We start from the raw sequence: 16,121 nt of genomic DNA, 5'->3' as shown, positions 1-16,121 counted from the left end.
GATGCTCGATCTCCTCGTCACCAACGCCACGCTGCCCGACGGCCGCACCGGCATGTCCATCGCCGTCGAAGGCGGCCGCATCCGCGAAGTCGCGCCGAGCCTGTCCGCGCCCGCCGCCCAGACCATCGACGCCGCGGGCCAGCTGCTCACGCCGCACTTCTGCGATCCGCACTTCCACATGGACGCGACGCTCAGCTATGGGCTGCCGCGCGTCAACCAGAGCGGCACGCTGCTGGAAGGCATCGCGCTGTGGGGCGAGCTCAAGCCGCTGCTGAAGATCGACGACCTGGTGTCGCGCGCCCTCGCCTACTGCGACTGGGCCGTGGCCAAGGGCCTGCTGGCCATCCGCAGCCACGTGGACACCAGCGACCCCAGCCTGCTGCCGGTGGAAGCGATGCTGGACGTGAAGAAGCGCGTGGCGCCTTACATCGACCTGCAATTGGTCGCGTTCCCGCAGGATGGCGTGCTGCGCACCCAGGGCGGCATGGACAGCCTGAAGCGCGCGCTGGACCTGGGCGTGGACGTGGTGGGCGGCATCCCGCACTTCGAGCGCACCATGGCCGACGGCGCCGCCAGCGTGAAGCTGCTGTGCGAACTGGCGGCGCAGCGCGGCCAGCTGGTGGACATGCACTGCGACGAGTCGGACGACCCGCTGTCGCGCCACATCGAGACGCTGGCGTACGAGTCGCAGCGCCTGGGCCTGCAGGGCCGCGTCAACGGCTCGCACTGCACGTCCATGCACAGCATGGACAACTACTACGTCAGCAAGCTGCTGCCGCTGATCGCCGAGAGCGGCGTCAGCGTGGTCGCCAACCCGCTGATCAACATCACGCTGCAGGGCCGCCACGACACCTACCCCAAGCGCCGCGGCATGACCCGCGTGCCGGAGCTGATGGCCGCCGGCGTCAACGTCGCCTTCGGCCACGACTGCGTGATGGACCCCTGGTACGGCATGGGGTCGGGCGACATGCTGGAGGTCGCGCACATGGGCTTGCACGTGGCGCAGATGACCAGCCAGGCGGGCATCCGCGCCTGCTTCGACGCGGTGACGGCCAATGCGGCGCGGGTGATGCATCTGGACGACTACGGTTTGGAGCCGGGCTGCGATGCGAGCTTCGTGCTGCTGCAGGCGCGCGATCCGGTCGAAGCCATCCGGTTACGGGCGACGCGCTTGAAGGTCTGGCGCAAGGGAAAGCTGCTGGCCGAGAGTGCGCCGCAGTCTTCGTCGCTGAAGGTCGAAGGGCGGCCTGGCGGCGTCGACTTCATCAAGCGCCAGTAAGAACGCGGTAACCGGCGACGGCCGGGTGCGGACCTAAGCGCGCTGCTTGCGTCCGGAAGCCAGCAGCAGTTGCGCCGCCAGTCCCAGCAGGGTCCACCCCAACATCAGCAGGCCCAGGTTCACCTGGGTCTCGTGCGTCACCAGCCCCACGGCGAAACCGCCGAAAGCGCCCAGCAGCTGCTGCGAAACGCCGCCCACCGCGGCGGCGGCACCGGCCAGCGCGGGGATCAATCCGACCGTTCCCGCGAGCGTGGGCGGCACGATCAACCCGTGGCCCACACCCAGCAGCAGCAGTGGCAAGGCCAATGCGAGTGGCCCGCGCACCGGTGACAGGCCCAGCGCGATCACCAGCGCCACGCCCAGCAGCGTGAGCGCCAGTCCACCGGCGACGATGGCGTGGTCCGCCAGCCGATGCGAAAGCCGCAGCGTCAGCAGGTTGCCGAAGATGTACGCGACCGGGATTGCACCGATGTACCAGCCCAGCTGGTCGGGCCGGACGCCGTAAGCCTTCAGGGCGAGCGGCGTGCCGCCGAGGAAGGTATAGAACGTCGCGGTGGTGGACGCGAGCAGCAGCACGTACAACAGGAAAGCCGGCTCGCGCGCGAGCGTCGCGTAGCTGGTGGCCAGCTCGCGCAACGCACCGGGGCGTTGATGCCGGCCGGCCGGCTGCTGCGAAGGCAGGCCCCACCATGCCGCGGCGAGCAGCGCAACCGCAAGCACGGAGAGCAGCACGAAGCACGCCTGCCAGCCGAAGCGCACGTGCAGCGCGCCGCCGGCCAGCGTGGCCAATGGCGGCACCACGCCCATGCTCATGCCGACCAGCGCCATCGCGCGCGTGCGCTCCGCGCCCTGGAACAGGTCCTGCACCATCGCGCGGCCCGTCACCATGCCCGCCGCCACGCCGGCGCCCTGCAGCACGCGGGCCAGCGTCAGCGTGGCGAGATTGGTTGCGAAAGCCGCCATCACGCTGCCGAGGAAGGCGATGCACAGGCCGATCATCAGCACCGGCTTGCGGCCGATGCGGTCGGACCACGGGCCGTACACCAGTTGCATGCAGCCGTAGGCGCCGACGAAGCCGCCGAACGTGAGCTGCACCGCCGCCTGGCTGGCGCCGAACGTCGCGGGCCAGTCCTGCATGGACGGCAGGCAGATGGTCATCGACAGCAGGCCGTACGCCAGCTGGCCGACGAGGTTGAGCATGCGAAGCCGCGTGTGGCTCATGCGTTGAGCTGCGCCCACACCTTGGCCAGCCGCTTGATGCTCACGGGCTGCGGCGTGCGCAACTCCTGCGCGAACAGGCTGACGCGCAGTTCTTCCAGCAGCCAGCGCAATTCCTGCATGCGGTCGTCCACCTGCCCCTTGCGCTCGGCCACCAGGCGCCAGTAGCGCTGCTCCTCGGGCTTCACCTCGTTCATGCGCGCGGCGTCGCGGGCCGGATCGGCGCGCAGCTTGTCCAGCCGCAGCGTGATGGCCTTCAGGTAGCGCGGGAAGTGCTGCAGCGCGGCCCAGGGCGTGTCGGACAGGAAGCGCCTGGACACCAGCCGCTGCAGCTGCTGCGCGGCATCGGCCGTGACATCCGGCTGCGACTTGGTGTCCTTGATCTTGCGCGCGGCCGCCGCGTACTCGGTGAGGATGGTGCCGGCCAGCCGCGCCACTTCGTTGGCGATGAGCGTCAGCCGGCCGCGGCCCTCTTCGACGCGCCGCTTGAACGCGGCTTCGTCGGCGGGCAGCGGGTCGAGCAGGAAGGCGCGGTCCAGCGCCACGTCGATGACCTGCTGGCGCAATTCCTCCTGCGTGCCCAGCGGCATGAACGCCACCGCCATCTTCTGCAGGTCGGGGATGTTCTTCTCCAGGTACTTGAGCGCGTCCTTCAGCTGCAGCGCGAAGAGGCGCCGCAGGCCGATGCGGTGCTTCGCGGCCGCGACCTGCGGTTCGTCGAAGACTTCGATGGTGACGGCGTCGCCATGGTCCACCAGGGCGGGGAAGCCAACGAGGGACGTCGCACCCTTGCGCACTTCCATGAGCTCGGGCAGTTCGCCGAAGGACCACGTGGTGTAGCGCTGCGACGAGTCTCTTGCCCCTCCCCCCTCTGGGGGGAGGTTGGGAGGGGGGCTGGCGCCCGCGCGATTCCTGGCCTCGTGCGTGCCCCCACCCTGCCCTCCCCCAGAGGGGGAGGGTTCAACCGCGCGGCCTTTCACCCCCGCCAGCGCCTGGAACGCCCCGCGCGCCTTCGCTCCCCATTCCGCTTTCAACGCGCCCAGGTTGCGCCCCATCCCCAGCTGGCGCCCGTGTTCATCGACCACCCGGAAGTTCATGAACAGGTGCGCGGGCACCATGTCCAGCTTGAAGTCGGTGCGCTTCACGTCCAGCGACGTCTCCTCGCGCACGCGGCGAAGCAGCACGTCCACCAGCGAGCCGTGCGCCCAGCGCTCCGGCGCCGTCAGGCTGCCGGCGATGCGCGCCGCCGATTCGGGCAACGGAACGAACCGTGAGCGGGGCTTTTGCGGCAGGCTCTTGAGCAGCGCCTGCACCTTGTCCTTCAGCATGCCCGGCACCAGCCACTCGGCGCGCTCCTCCGCCACCTGGTTCAGAACGAAGAGCGGCACGGTCACGGTGACGCCGTCGCGCGCGTCGCCCGGTTCGTGCAGGTAGGTGGCCGCGCAATCCACGCCGCCCAGCTTCACCGTCTTCGGGAAAGCGTCGGTCGTGATGCCCGCGGCCTCGTGCCGCATCAGCTCCTCGCGCGTGAGTTTCAGCAGGTTCGGGTTGCCGCGCGATGCCTGCCGGAACCACGCCTCGAAGGTGTGGCCGCTGTAGACGTCGGCCGGCAGCTGCTGGTCGTAGAACGCGTAGATCAGCTCCTCGTCCACCAGCACGTCCTGCCGGCGCGACTTGTGCTCGATTTCCTCGACCTGCTTCACCAGCTTCAGGTTGGCGGCCAGGAACGGCAGCCTGGTGTCCCACTGGCCCGCTACGAGACCTTCGCGGATGAAGATCTCGCGCGCGCCCTGCTGGTCGACGCGCGCGAACGGCACCCGCCGCCCGCTGTAGATGACCAGCCCGTACAGCGTGGCGCGCTCCAGCGCCATCACGTCGGCCGCCTTCTTCTCCCAGTGCGGATCCAGCAGCTGCTTCCTGAGCAGGTGGCCCGCGACTTCCTCGATCCACTGCGGCTCGATGTTGGCGATGCCGCGGCCGAAAAGGCGCGTGGTCTCCACCAGTTCGGCGCAGACGATCCAGCGGCCAGGCCGCTTCTTCAGGTGCGCACCGGGGTGCCGGTAGAACTTGATGCCGCGGGCGCCCAGGTATTCCGATTGGCCCGAACCCGGCGCGGCCGGGTCTTCCATCTTCCAGCCCACGTTGCCCAGCAAACCGGCCAGCATGGACTTGTGCAGCTGCTCGTAGCCCGCCGCTTCGGTGTTCATGCGCCACTTGTGCTCGGCCACCACGGTGTGCAGCTGCGAGTGGATGTCGCGCCACTCGCGCACCCGGCGCACGTTGATGAAGTTCTGCCGCAGCAGCGATTCGTACTGCCGGTTGGACAGGCGATGCGTGGGGTGGCTCCCTCCCCCTTTGGGGGCGGGCTGGGGCGGGGGCACGCCACCGCGTGCCGTGTCCAGCCATTCCCACAGCCGCAGGTAGCCCGAAAACTCGCTCTTCTCGTCGTCGAACTTGGCGTGCTGCTGGTCGGCCTGCGCCTGCATCTCCAGCGGGCGGTCGCGCACGTCCTGCACCGACAGCGCGGACGCGACGACCAGCACTTCCGCCAGCGCGCCGCGTTCGCGTGCCTCCCAGATCATGCGCGCCACGCGCGGGTCCAGCGGCAGCTTCGCCAGTTGCGCGCCGATGGGCGTGAGCTCGTTCGCGTCGTCCACCGCGCCCAGCTCGCCCAGCAGCTGGTAGCCGTCGGCGATGGCGCGGCGCGGCGGCGGCTCGATGAAGGGGAAGTCCTCCACGTTGCCCAGGTGCAGCGCCTTCATGCGCAGGATCACGCCCGCCAGCGAGGAACGCAGGATCTCGGGATCGGTGAACCGCGGGCGCGAGTTGAAATCCGGTTCGTCATAGAGCCGAATGCAGATGCCGTTGGCCACGCGGCCGCAGCGGCCCGCGCGCTGGTTGGCCGCCGCCTGGCTGACCGGTTCCACCAGCAGCTGCTCCACCTTGCTGCGGTAGCTGTAGCGCTTGACGCGCGCGGTGCCGGCGTCGATGACGTAGCGGATGCCCGGCACCGTGAGCGAAGTTTCGGCCACGTTGGTGGCCAGCACGATGCGCCGGCGCGAGTGCGTGTCGAACACCCTCTCCTGCTCCGCCTGCGACAGGCGCGAGAACAGCGGCAGCACCTCGGCATCGCGCGTCAGCGGGCGGTGCGACAGGTGCTTGCGCAGGTGTTCGGCCGCCTCGCGGATTTCGCGCTCACCGGGCAGGAACACCAGGATGTCGCCCGAAGCGTTGCCCTGCCAGAGCTCGTCCACGCCATCGGCGATGGCTTCGTCGAGGCCGTACTCGCGCGTCTCCTCGAACGGCCGGTAGCGCTGCTCCACCGGGTACATGCGGCCGGACACGTAGATGACCGGCGCCTTGCCGTTGGCGGAAGCGAAGTGCTCGGCGAAGCGTTCCGCGTCGATGGTGGCGGACGTGACGACGATCTTCAGGTCGGGCCGCCGCGGCAGCAGCTGGCGCAGGTAGCCCAGCAGGAAGTCGATGTTCAGGCTGCGCTCGTGCGCCTCGTCGATGATCAGCGTGTCGTACGCCTGCAGCAGCGGATCGGTCTGCGTCTCCGCCAGCAGGATGCCGTCGGTCATCAGCTTCACCGAGGCGTCGCGCGACAGGCGGTCCTGGAAGCGGACCTTGTAGCCCACCACCTCGCCCAGCGGCGTCTCCAGTTCCTCGGCGATGCGCTTGGCCACGCTGGACGCCGCGATGCGCCGCGGCTGCGTGTGGCCGATCAGGCGGCCCTTCTCGCCCGGTTTGGCATTGAGCTTGCCGCGGCCCATGGCCAGGGCGATCTTGGGCAGCTGCGTGGTCTTGCCCGAGCCGGTTTCGCCGCAGACGATGACGACCTGGTGGTCCTGCATGGCGCGCGCGATCTCGTCGCGCTTGCCGGAAACGGGCAGCGAATCGGGGAAGGTGATGCGGGGAGCGGGCAAGGCGGGTGAAACGTCGCAAGGCCGCCGGCGGGCGCGGCGGCGGAACCCGCGATTATCGGACGGCGACGGGGCCCGGCGGCGCGCCGAGTTCGGCGATCTTCCGGGCGTCCTCGTCGTAGCCGGCCACCCGGCTGGCGTAGCTCCAGGCGGTGCGCGACATGGCCTTGGCCGCGGCGATGGCCGTGGGCGCGCGCATCTGCGGCGGCGCCACCAGCACGCCCACGCCCACGTCGGCCACCCAGGTGGTGCGGGTGGTCTCCAATTCGGCCATCTCGCCGGTGGTGCCGATGGCCACCGGCCGCGGCACGCGCTGGGCGATCACCTGCGCCAGTTCGATCAGCGCGCCGGCCGAGACCGGCCGCGGCATCAGCAGCAGGAAGGCGTCGTTGCCCAGGCGGCCCAGCTGCACGCCGGCCGGCGTGATGCGGCGCAGCCGGCCGGCGCAGATGAACAGCCCGTGGTTGTAGGCGGCGCGGCCATGCAGGTGCTCCAGCGCCTCGAAGTTGCCGATGGAGACGACGATGACTCCCAACGGACGCCCTTCCCGGTAGCCCTTGGCGAAAGCCTCGCCCACCAGCAGGTTGGTTTCGTGGTGCGACGGCATGCGCGTCACCGGGTCGTAGCTGGGGCCGTGGATCATGGCCTGCCGCACGTCGATGAGGTACGAGTAGCGCGCCCAGAGCGCGCTGGCCATGCTGCCCGTGTAGCCGATGGCCGCCAGCGCGCCCAGCGCATGCAGCCACCAGGGCGTGAGCGCCGGCGCGAACGCGTACCAGGTGAGCACCGCGATGGTGGTCGTCATGAAGCCCAGGCCGGCCAGCGCCAGGTGGCCGGGGGGCGCGCCGCGCCAGGCGCTGTGCCCCGCCGCACCAAGGCCGGCGGCCACCAGTGCCGCCTGCATGCCGACCGCGACGGCCAAAGCGCCCTCGGCGGGCAGCGTCCAGCCGAACAGGATGACCGCGGCCGTGGCGGCGGCGGCCAGCACCACGGCGCGGCTCACGCGCGCGCCGCGCACCAGGCCCAGCAGCCAGAACAGCAGGAACCCCAGCACCGCGGAGGCGGCAGCGGCCAGCGCGGCGTCGAGCCGGAGTTGCGCGTCATGCCCCAGGCCGGGCAGCCAGCCGAGGAATACCAGCACGTAGAGACCGGAGACGACGGCGGAGAGAGATCCCGTCAGCGCCACGCGCCGGGCGGAGCGGCGGAAGGCCAGCACGGCGGCGAACAGCGACAGGCTGACCGCGCCGAAGAACGCTCCCCAGAAACCGACCGCGACGCTGTCCATGCGCCTGTCCCCTTTGGCGGCTGCCCATGGCCGCGGAACCGTACCTTACACTGTCCCGCTCTCCCCGCCGCATCTCCCCCGACAGCTTTCACAGCCGCATGTCCGCCGTCTTCAATTTCACCTTCGTGCCCTGGTTCCGGTCGGTGGCGCCGTACATCCACATGCACCGGGGCAAGACGTTCGTGGTGGCGGTGGCGGGCGAAGCCATCGCGGCGGGCAAGCTGCCCCACATCGTGCAGGACCTGGCCCTGATTCAGAGCATGGGCGTGAAGGTGGTCCTGGTGCACGGCTTCCGCCCGCAGGTGAACGAGCAGTTGAAGGCCAAGGGCCACGAGGCACGCTACTCGCACGGCATGCGCATCACCGACGAAGTGGCGCTGGACTGCGCCCAGGAGGCCGCCGGGCAGCTGCGCTACGAGATCGAGGCCGCCTTCAGCATGGGCCTGCCCAACACGCCGATGGCCGGCGCCACCGTGCGCGTGATCTCGGGCAACTTCATCACGGCCCGGCCGGTCGGCGTCCTGGACGGCGTGGACTTCCGCCACTCCGGCCTGGTGCGCAAGGTGGACGTGGCCGGCATCCGCCGCACGCTGGACCACGGGGCGATGGTGCTGCTGTCGCCCTTCGGCTTCTCGCCCACGGGCGAGGCTTTCAACCTCACGATGGAAGAAGTCGCCACCAGCGTGGCCGTCGCCCTGCAGGCCGACAAGCTGGTGTTCCTGACCGAGGTGCCCGGCATCCGCATGCGCGCCACCGAGGCCGAGTCCGAAGACAACCCGATCGACACCGAACTGCCGCTGGCCGCCGCCGAACAGCTGCTGGCGCAACTGCCCAACCCGCAGCAGCCCACCGACACCGCCTTCTACCTGCAGCACTGCGTGAAGGCCTGCAAGGCCGGCGTCGAGCGCAGCCACATCATCCCGTTCTCGGTCGACGGCGCGCTGCTGCTGGAGGTGTACGTGCACGACGGCATCGGCACGATGGTCATCGACGAGAAGCTGGAGGAACTGCGCGAAGCCACCGCCGACGACGTGGGCGGCATCCTGCAGCTGATCGAACCGTTCGAGCGCGACGGCACGCTGGTCAAGCGCGACCGCACCGAGATCGAGCGCGACGTGGGCAACTACAGCATCATCGAGCACGACGGCGTGATCTTCGCGTGCGCCGCGCTCTACCCCTACCCCGAAGCCAAGACCGGCGAGATGGCGGCGCTGACCGTGTCGCCGCAAAGCCAGGGCCAGGGCGACGGCGAGAAGATCCTCAAGCGCGTCGAACAGCGCGCGCGGGCCATGGGCCTGGACAGCATCTTCGTGCTCACCACGCGCACCATGCACTGGTTCCTCAAGCGCGGCTTCGTGCAGGTGGAACCCGACTGGCTGCCCGACGCGCGCAAGCGCAAATACAACTGGGACCGCAAGTCGATGGTGTTCGTCAAGAAGCTAAGTTGAGTCTCACCGCTGGCTGAATAACGCCGAGAGCACAGAGTGAACGCCGAGGACGCAGAGAAAGCCCTTCGAAAGGTTTCCTCTGCGTCCTCTGCGCTTGCTCCGCGTTCTCTGCGTTGCGGACCCCGCTTTCGAGAATCTAGCCGCGCCGCAGCGCCCTGATCAGCACCACCAGGAACACGACCGCGAACGCGGCGAACGCCACGAACGACCAGTTCGCTATCGACCCGCCGAGGAAGGTCCAGTCGACCTTGGTGCAATCGCCGCTGCCGCGGAAGATCATGGGCACGGCGCGCTTGAGCGGGAAGGTTTCGATCATCCCGTAGAAGTCGCGGCCGCACGAGACGATCTCGGGCGGGTACCACTGCAGGAAACTCTGGCGCGCGGCGACGAAAGCGCCGAAGCCGGCGAACCCCAGTCCCAGCAGGCTGCCCACGACCCAGGCGCCACGGCGTGGGATGGCCGCGGCGATGCCGGCGAAGATGGCGACCAGGATCAGCGCATAGCGCTGCACGATGCACATCGGGCAGGGCTCCAGCCCGACGACGTGCTGCAGGTACAGCGCGAACGCCAGCATGCCCACGCAGGCGGCGCACACCAGCGCAAGAGTGCGGCGCGGCGCCGCGAACAGCCAATGGAACAAGTTTTCTTCTCCTGACGGGCGGCCCCCTCAGGCCGCCCCTTCCACGAACACCCGGGCGCGCCGCGGCGTCACCACCAGCGTCTCGCCCTCCCGGAACCCCAGGTCGCGGAATTGTTGCGCAGGAATCTGCGCTTCAATCACGGAATCTTCACGCCCGGGGCCGGACGGTTGGGTTTCCTCGGCCGGCGAAAGTTCCAGCCGGGCGACCGGGCCCACTACGATGGCGCGCGACAGCTGCACCACGATGCCCTGGGCGCCGGGCGAATAGCGCTGCACGTCCAGGTCGTGCGGACGCACGTAGGCGAAGGCCTTGGCGTTCTGCACGTTCGCATGCTCGGGCGCCTTGAGCTGCAGGCCGTCCAGCTGCACCTCGCCGCGGTGCGCGCGGCCGTGGAAGGTGTTGACGTCACCGAGGAAGCCGTACACGAACGGGCTGGCCGGGTGGTCCCACACCTCCTGCGGCGAGCCCACCTGCTCGATGCGGCCGGCGTTCATCAGCACCACGCGGTCGGCGACTTCCAGCGCCTCTTCCTGGTCGTGCGTGACGAAGATGCTGGTGACGTGCAGCTCGTCGTGCAGGCGGCGCAGCCAGCGGCGCAACTCCTTGCGCACCTTGGCGTCCAGCGCGCCGAAAGGCTCGTCCAGCAGCAGCACCTTGGGTTCGACCGCCAGGGCGCGCGCCAGGGCGATCCGTTGCCGTTGCCCGCCCGACAGCTGCGAGGGGAAGCGCTCGGCCAGCCAGTCCAGCTGCACCAGGCTGAGCAGCTCGTGCACCTTCTCCTTGATCTTCGCTTCGCTGGGCCGCTGGCTGCGCGGCTTCACGCGCAGGCCGAAGGCGACGTTCTCGAACACGGTCATGTGCCGGAACAGCGCATAGTGCTGGAACACGAAGCCCACCTGCCGCTCGCGCACGTGCACGCCGGTGGTGTCTTCGCCCGCGAACAGGATGCTGCCCGCGTCGGCCGTCTCCAGCCCCGCGATGATGCGCAGCAGCGTGGTCTTGCCGCAGCCCGACGGGCCCAGCAGCGCGAACAGCTCGCCCGAGCCGATGTCCAGCGACACGTCGCGCAACGCGTGGAAGTCGCCGAAGCGCTTGGAGACGTTCTTGATTTCGATACTCATGTCGGAACTCCAATGCGGACACCCGTACGCAGAGGACGCAGAGCAAGCGCAGAGATCGCAGAGGAAAACCCATGAAAGTTTTCCTTGTCTTCTCTGCGTCCTCTGCGCTTGCTCTGCGCTCTCCGCGTACGGGTGTCCGCTTTCATCATCTTCAAACCGCCACCGGCCGTTCCGGCGGCGCGTCCGCCGCCGCGGCCATCTGGCGTTCGTGCTGCCACTCGGCCAGGCTCTTGATCGCCAGCGTCACCAGCGCCAGCAGGGCCAGCAGCGAAGCCACCGAAAAAGCGGCCACCGACTGGTACTCGTTGTAGAGGATCTCCACGTGCAGCGGCATGGTGTTGGTCTGCCCGCGGATGTGGCCGGACACCACCGACACCGCGCCGAACTCGCCCATCGCGCGCGCGTTGCACAGGATCACGCCATAGACCAGGCCCCACTTGATGTTGGGCAGCGTCACGTGCCAGAAGGTCTGCCAGCCATTCGCGCCCAGCACGATGGCGGCCTGCTCCTCGTCGTTGCCCTGCGCCTGCATCAGCGGGATGAGCTCGCGCGCGATGAACGGGAAGGTCACGAAGACGGTGGCCAGCACGATGCCCGGCACGGCGAAGATGATCTTCACGTCGTGCGCCGCCAGCCACGGCCCCAGCCAGCCCTGCGCGCCGAACACCAGCACGTAGATCAGGCCCGACACCACCGGCGACACCGAGAACGGCAAGTCCACCAGCGTCGTGAGGAAGGCCTTGCCGCGGAACTCGTATTTGGCGATGCACCAGGCCGCGGCCACGCCGAACACCAGGTTCAGCGGCACGGCGACGGCCGCCGTCAACAGCGTCAGGCGGATGGCGGCCCAGGCATCGGGCTCCTTCAGCGCTTCCAGGTAGGCACCCAGGCCCTTGCGCAGCGCCTCGGTGAACACCGCCGCCAGCGGCAGCACCAGGAACAGCAGGACGAACACCAGCGCAGCGCCCACCAGCGTGCGGCGCACCCAGGGCGCTTCAGTGGTGGTGATGCGCTTGGTCGAAAGGCCGGCCATGTCAGTTCGCTCCCGAGCGGCGGCGTTGCCACGCCTGCAGCGCGTTGATCACCAGCAGCAGCACGAACGAAATGCCCAGCATCACGGTGGCCACCGCGGTGGCACCGGCGTAGTCGTACTGCTCCAGCTTGCCGATGATGATCAGCGGCGTGATTTCCGACACCATGGGCATGTTGCCCGCGATGAAGATCACCGAGCCGTACTCGCCCACCGCGCGCGCGAAAGCCATGGCGAAGCCGGTCAGCAGCGCGGGCAGGATGGACGGCAGGATCACGCGGCTGAAGGTCTGCCAGCGCGTCGCGCCCAGGCACATGGCAGCCTCCTCCAGCTCGCGCTCGGTGTCTTCCAGCACCGGCTGCACGGTGCGCACCACGAACGGCAGCCCGATGAAGATCAGCGCGATGACCACGCCGTTGGGGTTGAACGCCAGCTTGATGCCCAGCGGCTCCAGGTACTGGCCGATCCAGCCGTTGCCCGCCAGCAGCGCGGTGAGCGAGATGCCCGCCACCGCGGTGGGCAGCGCGAACGGCAGGTCCACCAGCGCGTCGACGAACTTCCTGCCCGGGAACGGGTAGCGCACCAGCACCCAGGCCAGCAGCAGCCCGAACACCACGTTGACCAGCGCGGCGATGAACGACGCGCCGAAAGTCAGGCGGTACGAGGCCAGCACGCGCGGCGAGCTGACCGCGGCCACGAACTGGTCCCAGCTGAGCGTGAAGGTCTTGAGCAGCAGCGCCGACAGCGGGATCAGCACGATCAGGCTCAGGTACAGCAGCGAGTACCCGAGCGTGAGGTTGAAGCCGGGCAACACCTTGCGGGCTGCGCCCGCGCGCGATGACGAACGACGAATGACGCCGCTTCGCTCCATGACCGGGGCAAACCCCTTGTCATTTGTCATCACGGCCGCGCCGGCGGCCAGGTCATTCGTCATTTGACCGTGTAGATCTTGTCGAACTGGCCGCCGTCGTTGAAGTGCACCTTCTGCGCCTCGGACAGCGAGCCGAACAGCTCCTGCACGGTGAACAGCTTCACCGGCTTGAAGGTGTCCTTGTACTTGGCCAGCACCTTGGCGTTGCGCGGGCGGATGGAGTGCTTGGCCGCGATCTCCTGCGCCTCCTCGGTGTACAGGAAGTCCAGGTAGGCCCTGGCGGCTTCCGCGGTGCCTTTCTTGGCCACCGTGCGCTCCACCACCGCCACGGGGTTCTCGGCCACGATGCTGATGGACGGGTACACCACGTCCACCTTGTTCTTGCCGAACTCGCGGTTGACCGACTCGACCTCGGATTCGAAAGTGATCAGCACGTCGCCGGTATTGCGCTGCAGGAACGCCGTGGTCGCGTCACGGCCGCCGCGCGCCAGCACCGGCACGTTCTTGTACAGCCTGGACAGGAACTCGCGCGCCTGATCGTCCGTACCGCCCTTCTTCTTCACGTAGCCCCACGCGGCCAGGTAGGCGTAGCGGCCGTTGCCGCCGGTCTTGGGGTTCACCACCACGACCTGCACGCCGGGCTTGACCAAGTCGTCCCAGTCCTTGATGCCTTTCGGGTTGCCCTCGCGCACCAGGAACAGCATGGTCGACGTGGTGGGCGAGGCGTTGTCCGGGAAGCGCTTGGCCCAGTCCTTGGCCACCAAGCCCTTGTCGGCCAGGAATTCGACGTCGGTGGTGGTGTTCATCGTCACCACATCCGCGTCCAGGCCATCGGCCACCGCGCGCGCCTGCGCGCTGGAGCCGGCATGCGACTGCTCGACCTTGATGTCCTTGCCCGTCTGCTTCTTGTAGAACGGGATGAACGCGGCGTCGATGTCCTTGTAGAACTCGCGCGCGACGTCGTACGAGACGTTCAGGAGGGATTGCTGGGCGGAGGCAAGGCCGCTGGCCGCCAGGGCGAGCGCGGCGACGAAGAGCTTGGCTTTCATGATGATCGTTGGTTCCCCGGGATGCGAAGGGCCGCGAATGCGGCCCCATAAGAACGTCAGGAATTGTGGGGGTCTGGTTATAAAAGACCAACGATGGAGATGTTGTTTGCTTATTACCTGGTCTGGCGCCGACATCCCGCCCCATGCGTCGTCCCACGGAGGCGGGAATGACGGCTACAGAAGAGGACGTACCTCCCGCGCCGCCTCTTGCAACATCGGCAGCACCTCCCGCTCAAGCACGGGGCTTGCGACCCGCTCCCGGCGGGTGACGACGTTCAGCGCCGCGACGACCTTCCCCTCCAGGTTCCTCAGCGGAACCGACGCGGCGTGCACGCCCAGCTCATGCTCCTCACTGGCGACGCAGAAGTCCTGCTGCCGCACCTGCTCGACGATCCGCCGCAGCTGGCGAGGCTCGACCGTGGTGTGCGCGGTCAATCTCGGCAGTTCCCGGCCCTTGAGCCACGCCGTGAACCCGGCCTTGGCCTTGCCCGCCAGCAGCACGCGCCCCGTGGACGTCGCGTGCGCAGGCAGCCGCGCGCCCAGGTGCAAGCCATACGCCAGCAGCCGCGTGGGCCCGCTGCGGGCGATGATGACCACCTGGTCGCCGTCGAGCACCACCGCCGAATGGCCCTCCCCGGTGCGCGCGGCCAGCCGGTCCAGCGTGGGCTGCAGCGCGCGCGGCAGGCGTGACGAAGCCAGGTAGCTGCCGGAAAAGCGCAATACCTTGGGCGACAGCCAGAACCAGCTGCCGTCGGTTTCCAGGTAGCCCAGGTGCGCCAGCGTCAGCAGGTGCCGCCGCGCGGCGGCGCGGGTCAGACCGGCGCGCTGCGCGGCCAGCGTGGCGTTCAGCCGCTGGCGCTCGGTGTCGAAGCTCTCCAGCACGGCCATGCCCTTGGCCATGCCCTCGATGTAGTCGGCGCGCGCGATCATGGTTGCGATGTCTGCGCGATGATCGCGCAAAGGCGGCAATGATCGCACAACGGCTACCGCCGCGGCTTTCGCGTGAAGGCCCCGCCGCCTAAGCTGCGCTGCATCCAGAGTACGGATTCGGAGACGCTTCCATGCGCGCCACCCAGGTCGCCATCATCGGCGCCGGCCCCTCGGGCCTTCTGCTCGGCCAGCTGCTGCACAAGGCCGGCATAGACAACGTCATCCTCGAGCGCCAGACCGGCGACTACGTGCTGGGCCGCATCCGCGCCGGCATCCTGGAGCAGGTGACGGTGAACCTGATGGACGAGGCCGGGGTCGGCCGGCGGCTGCACGCAGAAGGCATCGTCCACCACGCCATCGAGCTGGTGTTCAAGGGCGAGCGGCATCCCATCGAAGTGGACCGCCTGACCGGCGGCAAGGTGGTCACCGCCTACGGCCAGACCGAGCTGACCCGCGACCTGATGGAAGCGCGCGCCGCCGCGGGGCTGGAGACGGTCTACGAAGCCGCCGACGTCAGCCTGCACGATTTCGACAGCGCGCGGCCGGTGGTGCGCTGGCGCAAGGACGGCCGGCAGCACGAGCTGCAATGCGACTTCATCGCCGGCTGCGACGGCTTCCATGGGGTGTCGCGCGCCACGGTGAAAGACAAGGTCACCGAGTACGAGAAGGTGTACCCCTTCGGCTGGCTGGGCGTTCTGGCCGACGTGCCGCCGGTGTCGCCGCACGCCATCGTGTACGGCAACAGCGAGCGCGGCTTCTCGCTGTGCTCCATGCGCAGCCTCACGCGCAGCCGCTACTACGTGCAGTGCCCGCTGGACGACAAGGTGGAAGACTGGAGCGACGAGCGCTTCTGGGACGAACTGCGCCGCCGGCTGGACCCGGAACTGGCGCAGAAGATCGTCACCGGCCCTTCCATCGAGAAAAGCATCGCGCCGCTGCGCAGCTTCGTCGCCGAGCCCATGCGCTTCGGCCGCCTGTTCCTGGCCGGCGACGCGGCGCACATCGTGCCGCCCACCGGCGCCAAGGGCCTGAACCTGGCGGCCAGCGACGTGAAGTACCTGTCGTCCGCATTCGTCGAGCACTACCGCGAACGCAGCGCAGCGGGCCTGGACCACTACTCCGACCGCGCCTTGCACCGCGTGTGGAAGGCCGAGCGCTTCTCGTGGTGGCTCACATCGCTGATGCACCGCTTTCCCGACATGGGCGCGTTCAACCAGAAGCTGCAGGAAGCGGAGCTGGAGTACCTGGTGCACTCGCAGGCCGCGTCCACCGCGCTGGCGGAAAACTACGTGGGGCTGCCGCTCTGACGCTTTGGTAGCCTTG

At 68.8% G+C, this 16,121-nt stretch carries 12 protein-coding genes; 3 read left to right on the top strand and 9 right to left on the bottom strand.

Annotated features, from left to right (window positions below; genetic code table 11):
* Position 1: 1 nt before the first annotated feature.
* Positions 2-1,279: an amidohydrolase family protein gene (locus tag EZ216_RS02945; RefSeq protein WP_135248076.1), complete on the top strand. Its 1,278-nt coding sequence runs from the start codon at positions 2-4 to the stop codon at positions 1,277-1,279.
* 33 nt (positions 1,280-1,312) lie between these two features.
* On the opposite strand, the gene EZ216_RS02940 is transcribed toward EZ216_RS02945, so the two are convergent.
* From EZ216_RS02940 to EZ216_RS02930, 3 genes are read right to left on the bottom strand one after another with little or no spacing between them, the layout of a single operon-like run.
* Positions 1,313-2,500, bottom strand: coding sequence for a Bcr/CflA family efflux MFS transporter (locus tag EZ216_RS02940; RefSeq protein WP_135248075.1), 1,188 nt, complete (start codon positions 2,498-2,500; stop codon positions 1,313-1,315).
* Positions 2,497-6,426, bottom strand: coding sequence for an ATP-dependent RNA helicase HrpA (gene hrpA / locus EZ216_RS02935; protein WP_135248074.1), 3,930 nt, complete (start codon positions 6,424-6,426; stop codon positions 2,497-2,499). The genes EZ216_RS02940 and hrpA overlap by 4 nt, the downstream gene beginning before the upstream one ends.
* 52 nt (positions 6,427-6,478) lie before the next feature.
* Positions 6,479-7,708, bottom strand: a complete 1,230-nt coding sequence (locus tag EZ216_RS02930) for a GGDEF domain-containing protein (RefSeq protein ID WP_135248073.1) — start codon at positions 7,706-7,708, stop codon at positions 6,479-6,481.
* A gap of 98 nt (positions 7,709-7,806) precedes the next feature.
* On the opposite strand from EZ216_RS02930, the gene argA reads away from it, so the two are divergent.
* The gene (gene argA, locus EZ216_RS02925) at positions 7,807-9,156 is read left to right on the top strand and encodes an amino-acid N-acetyltransferase (RefSeq protein WP_135248072.1); all 1,350 of its coding nucleotides are present in this window, start codon (positions 7,807-7,809) and stop codon (positions 9,154-9,156) included.
* Between the two features lie 136 nt (positions 9,157-9,292).
* Here argA and EZ216_RS02920 read toward each other — a convergent pair whose 3' ends face one another.
* From EZ216_RS02920 to EZ216_RS02895, 6 genes are all read right to left on the bottom strand, one after another.
* Positions 9,293-9,796: a disulfide bond formation protein B gene (locus EZ216_RS02920; RefSeq protein WP_135248071.1), complete on the bottom strand. Its 504-nt coding sequence runs from the start codon at positions 9,794-9,796 to the stop codon at positions 9,293-9,295.
* A gap of 27 nt (positions 9,797-9,823) precedes the next feature.
* Entirely contained in the window at positions 9,824-10,918 is a 1,095-nt protein-coding gene (locus EZ216_RS02915; RefSeq protein WP_135248070.1) for a sulfate/molybdate ABC transporter ATP-binding protein, read from the bottom strand.
* A gap of 151 nt (positions 10,919-11,069) precedes the next feature.
* Positions 11,070-11,951, bottom strand: coding sequence for a sulfate ABC transporter permease subunit CysW (cysW, locus tag EZ216_RS02910; RefSeq protein WP_135248069.1), 882 nt, complete (start codon positions 11,949-11,951; stop codon positions 11,070-11,072).
* A gap of 1 nt (position 11,952) precedes the next feature.
* Complete coding sequence (gene cysT, locus EZ216_RS02905) at positions 11,953-12,819, bottom strand: sulfate ABC transporter permease subunit CysT (RefSeq protein WP_135249098.1); 867 nt, start codon at positions 12,817-12,819, stop codon at positions 11,953-11,955.
* A 59-nt stretch (positions 12,820-12,878) separates the two neighbouring features.
* On the bottom strand, positions 12,879-13,868 hold the full coding sequence (locus EZ216_RS02900; protein ID WP_205959612.1) for a sulfate ABC transporter substrate-binding protein: 990 nt from the start codon (positions 13,866-13,868) through the stop codon (positions 12,879-12,881).
* Positions 13,869-14,042: 174 nt separating this feature from the next.
* Entirely contained in the window at positions 14,043-14,798 is a 756-nt protein-coding gene (locus EZ216_RS02895; RefSeq protein WP_135248068.1) for an IclR family transcriptional regulator domain-containing protein, read from the bottom strand.
* Between the two features lie 131 nt (positions 14,799-14,929).
* Between EZ216_RS02895 and pobA the strand changes: the two genes are divergently transcribed.
* Positions 14,930-16,105: a 4-hydroxybenzoate 3-monooxygenase gene (gene pobA / locus EZ216_RS02890; protein WP_135248067.1), complete on the top strand. Its 1,176-nt coding sequence runs from the start codon at positions 14,930-14,932 to the stop codon at positions 16,103-16,105.
* Positions 16,106-16,121: the final 16 nt, after the last annotated feature.

Origin of the sequence: Ramlibacter humi (genome assembly GCF_004681975.1) — a bacterium.
Classification (GTDB): domain Bacteria; phylum Pseudomonadota; class Gammaproteobacteria; order Burkholderiales; family Burkholderiaceae_C; genus Ramlibacter; species Ramlibacter humi.
This window is presented reverse-complemented; position numbering and strand designations above follow the sequence as displayed.

Excerpts from the sequence above, each read along its gene's own strand:
- EZ216_RS02945 (WP_135248076.1), top strand. The coding sequence starts at position 2 with ATGCTCGATCTCCTCGTCACCAACGCCACGCTGCCCGACGGCCGCACC.
- EZ216_RS02940 (WP_135248075.1), bottom strand. The coding sequence starts at position 2,500 with ATGAGCCACACGCGGCTTCGCATGCTCAACCTCGTCGGCCAGCTGGCG.
- EZ216_RS02930 (WP_135248073.1), bottom strand. The coding sequence starts at position 7,708 with ATGGACAGCGTCGCGGTCGGTTTCTGGGGAGCGTTCTTCGGCGCGGTC.
- argA (WP_135248072.1), top strand. The coding sequence starts at position 7,807 with ATGTCCGCCGTCTTCAATTTCACCTTCGTGCCCTGGTTCCGGTCGGTG.
- EZ216_RS02915 (WP_135248070.1), bottom strand. The coding sequence starts at position 10,918 with ATGAGTATCGAAATCAAGAACGTCTCCAAGCGCTTCGGCGACTTCCAC.
- cysW (WP_135248069.1), bottom strand. The coding sequence starts at position 11,951 with ATGGCCGGCCTTTCGACCAAGCGCATCACCACCACTGAAGCGCCCTGG.
- cysT (WP_135249098.1), bottom strand. The coding sequence starts at position 12,819 with ATGGAGCGAAGCGGCGTCATTCGTCGTTCGTCATCGCGCGCGGGCGCA.
- EZ216_RS02900 (WP_205959612.1), bottom strand. The coding sequence starts at position 13,868 with ATGAAAGCCAAGCTCTTCGTCGCCGCGCTCGCCCTGGCGGCCAGCGGC.
- EZ216_RS02895 (WP_135248068.1), bottom strand. The coding sequence starts at position 14,798 with ATGATCGCGCGCGCCGACTACATCGAGGGCATGGCCAAGGGCATGGCC.
- pobA (WP_135248067.1), top strand. The coding sequence starts at position 14,930 with ATGCGCGCCACCCAGGTCGCCATCATCGGCGCCGGCCCCTCGGGCCTT.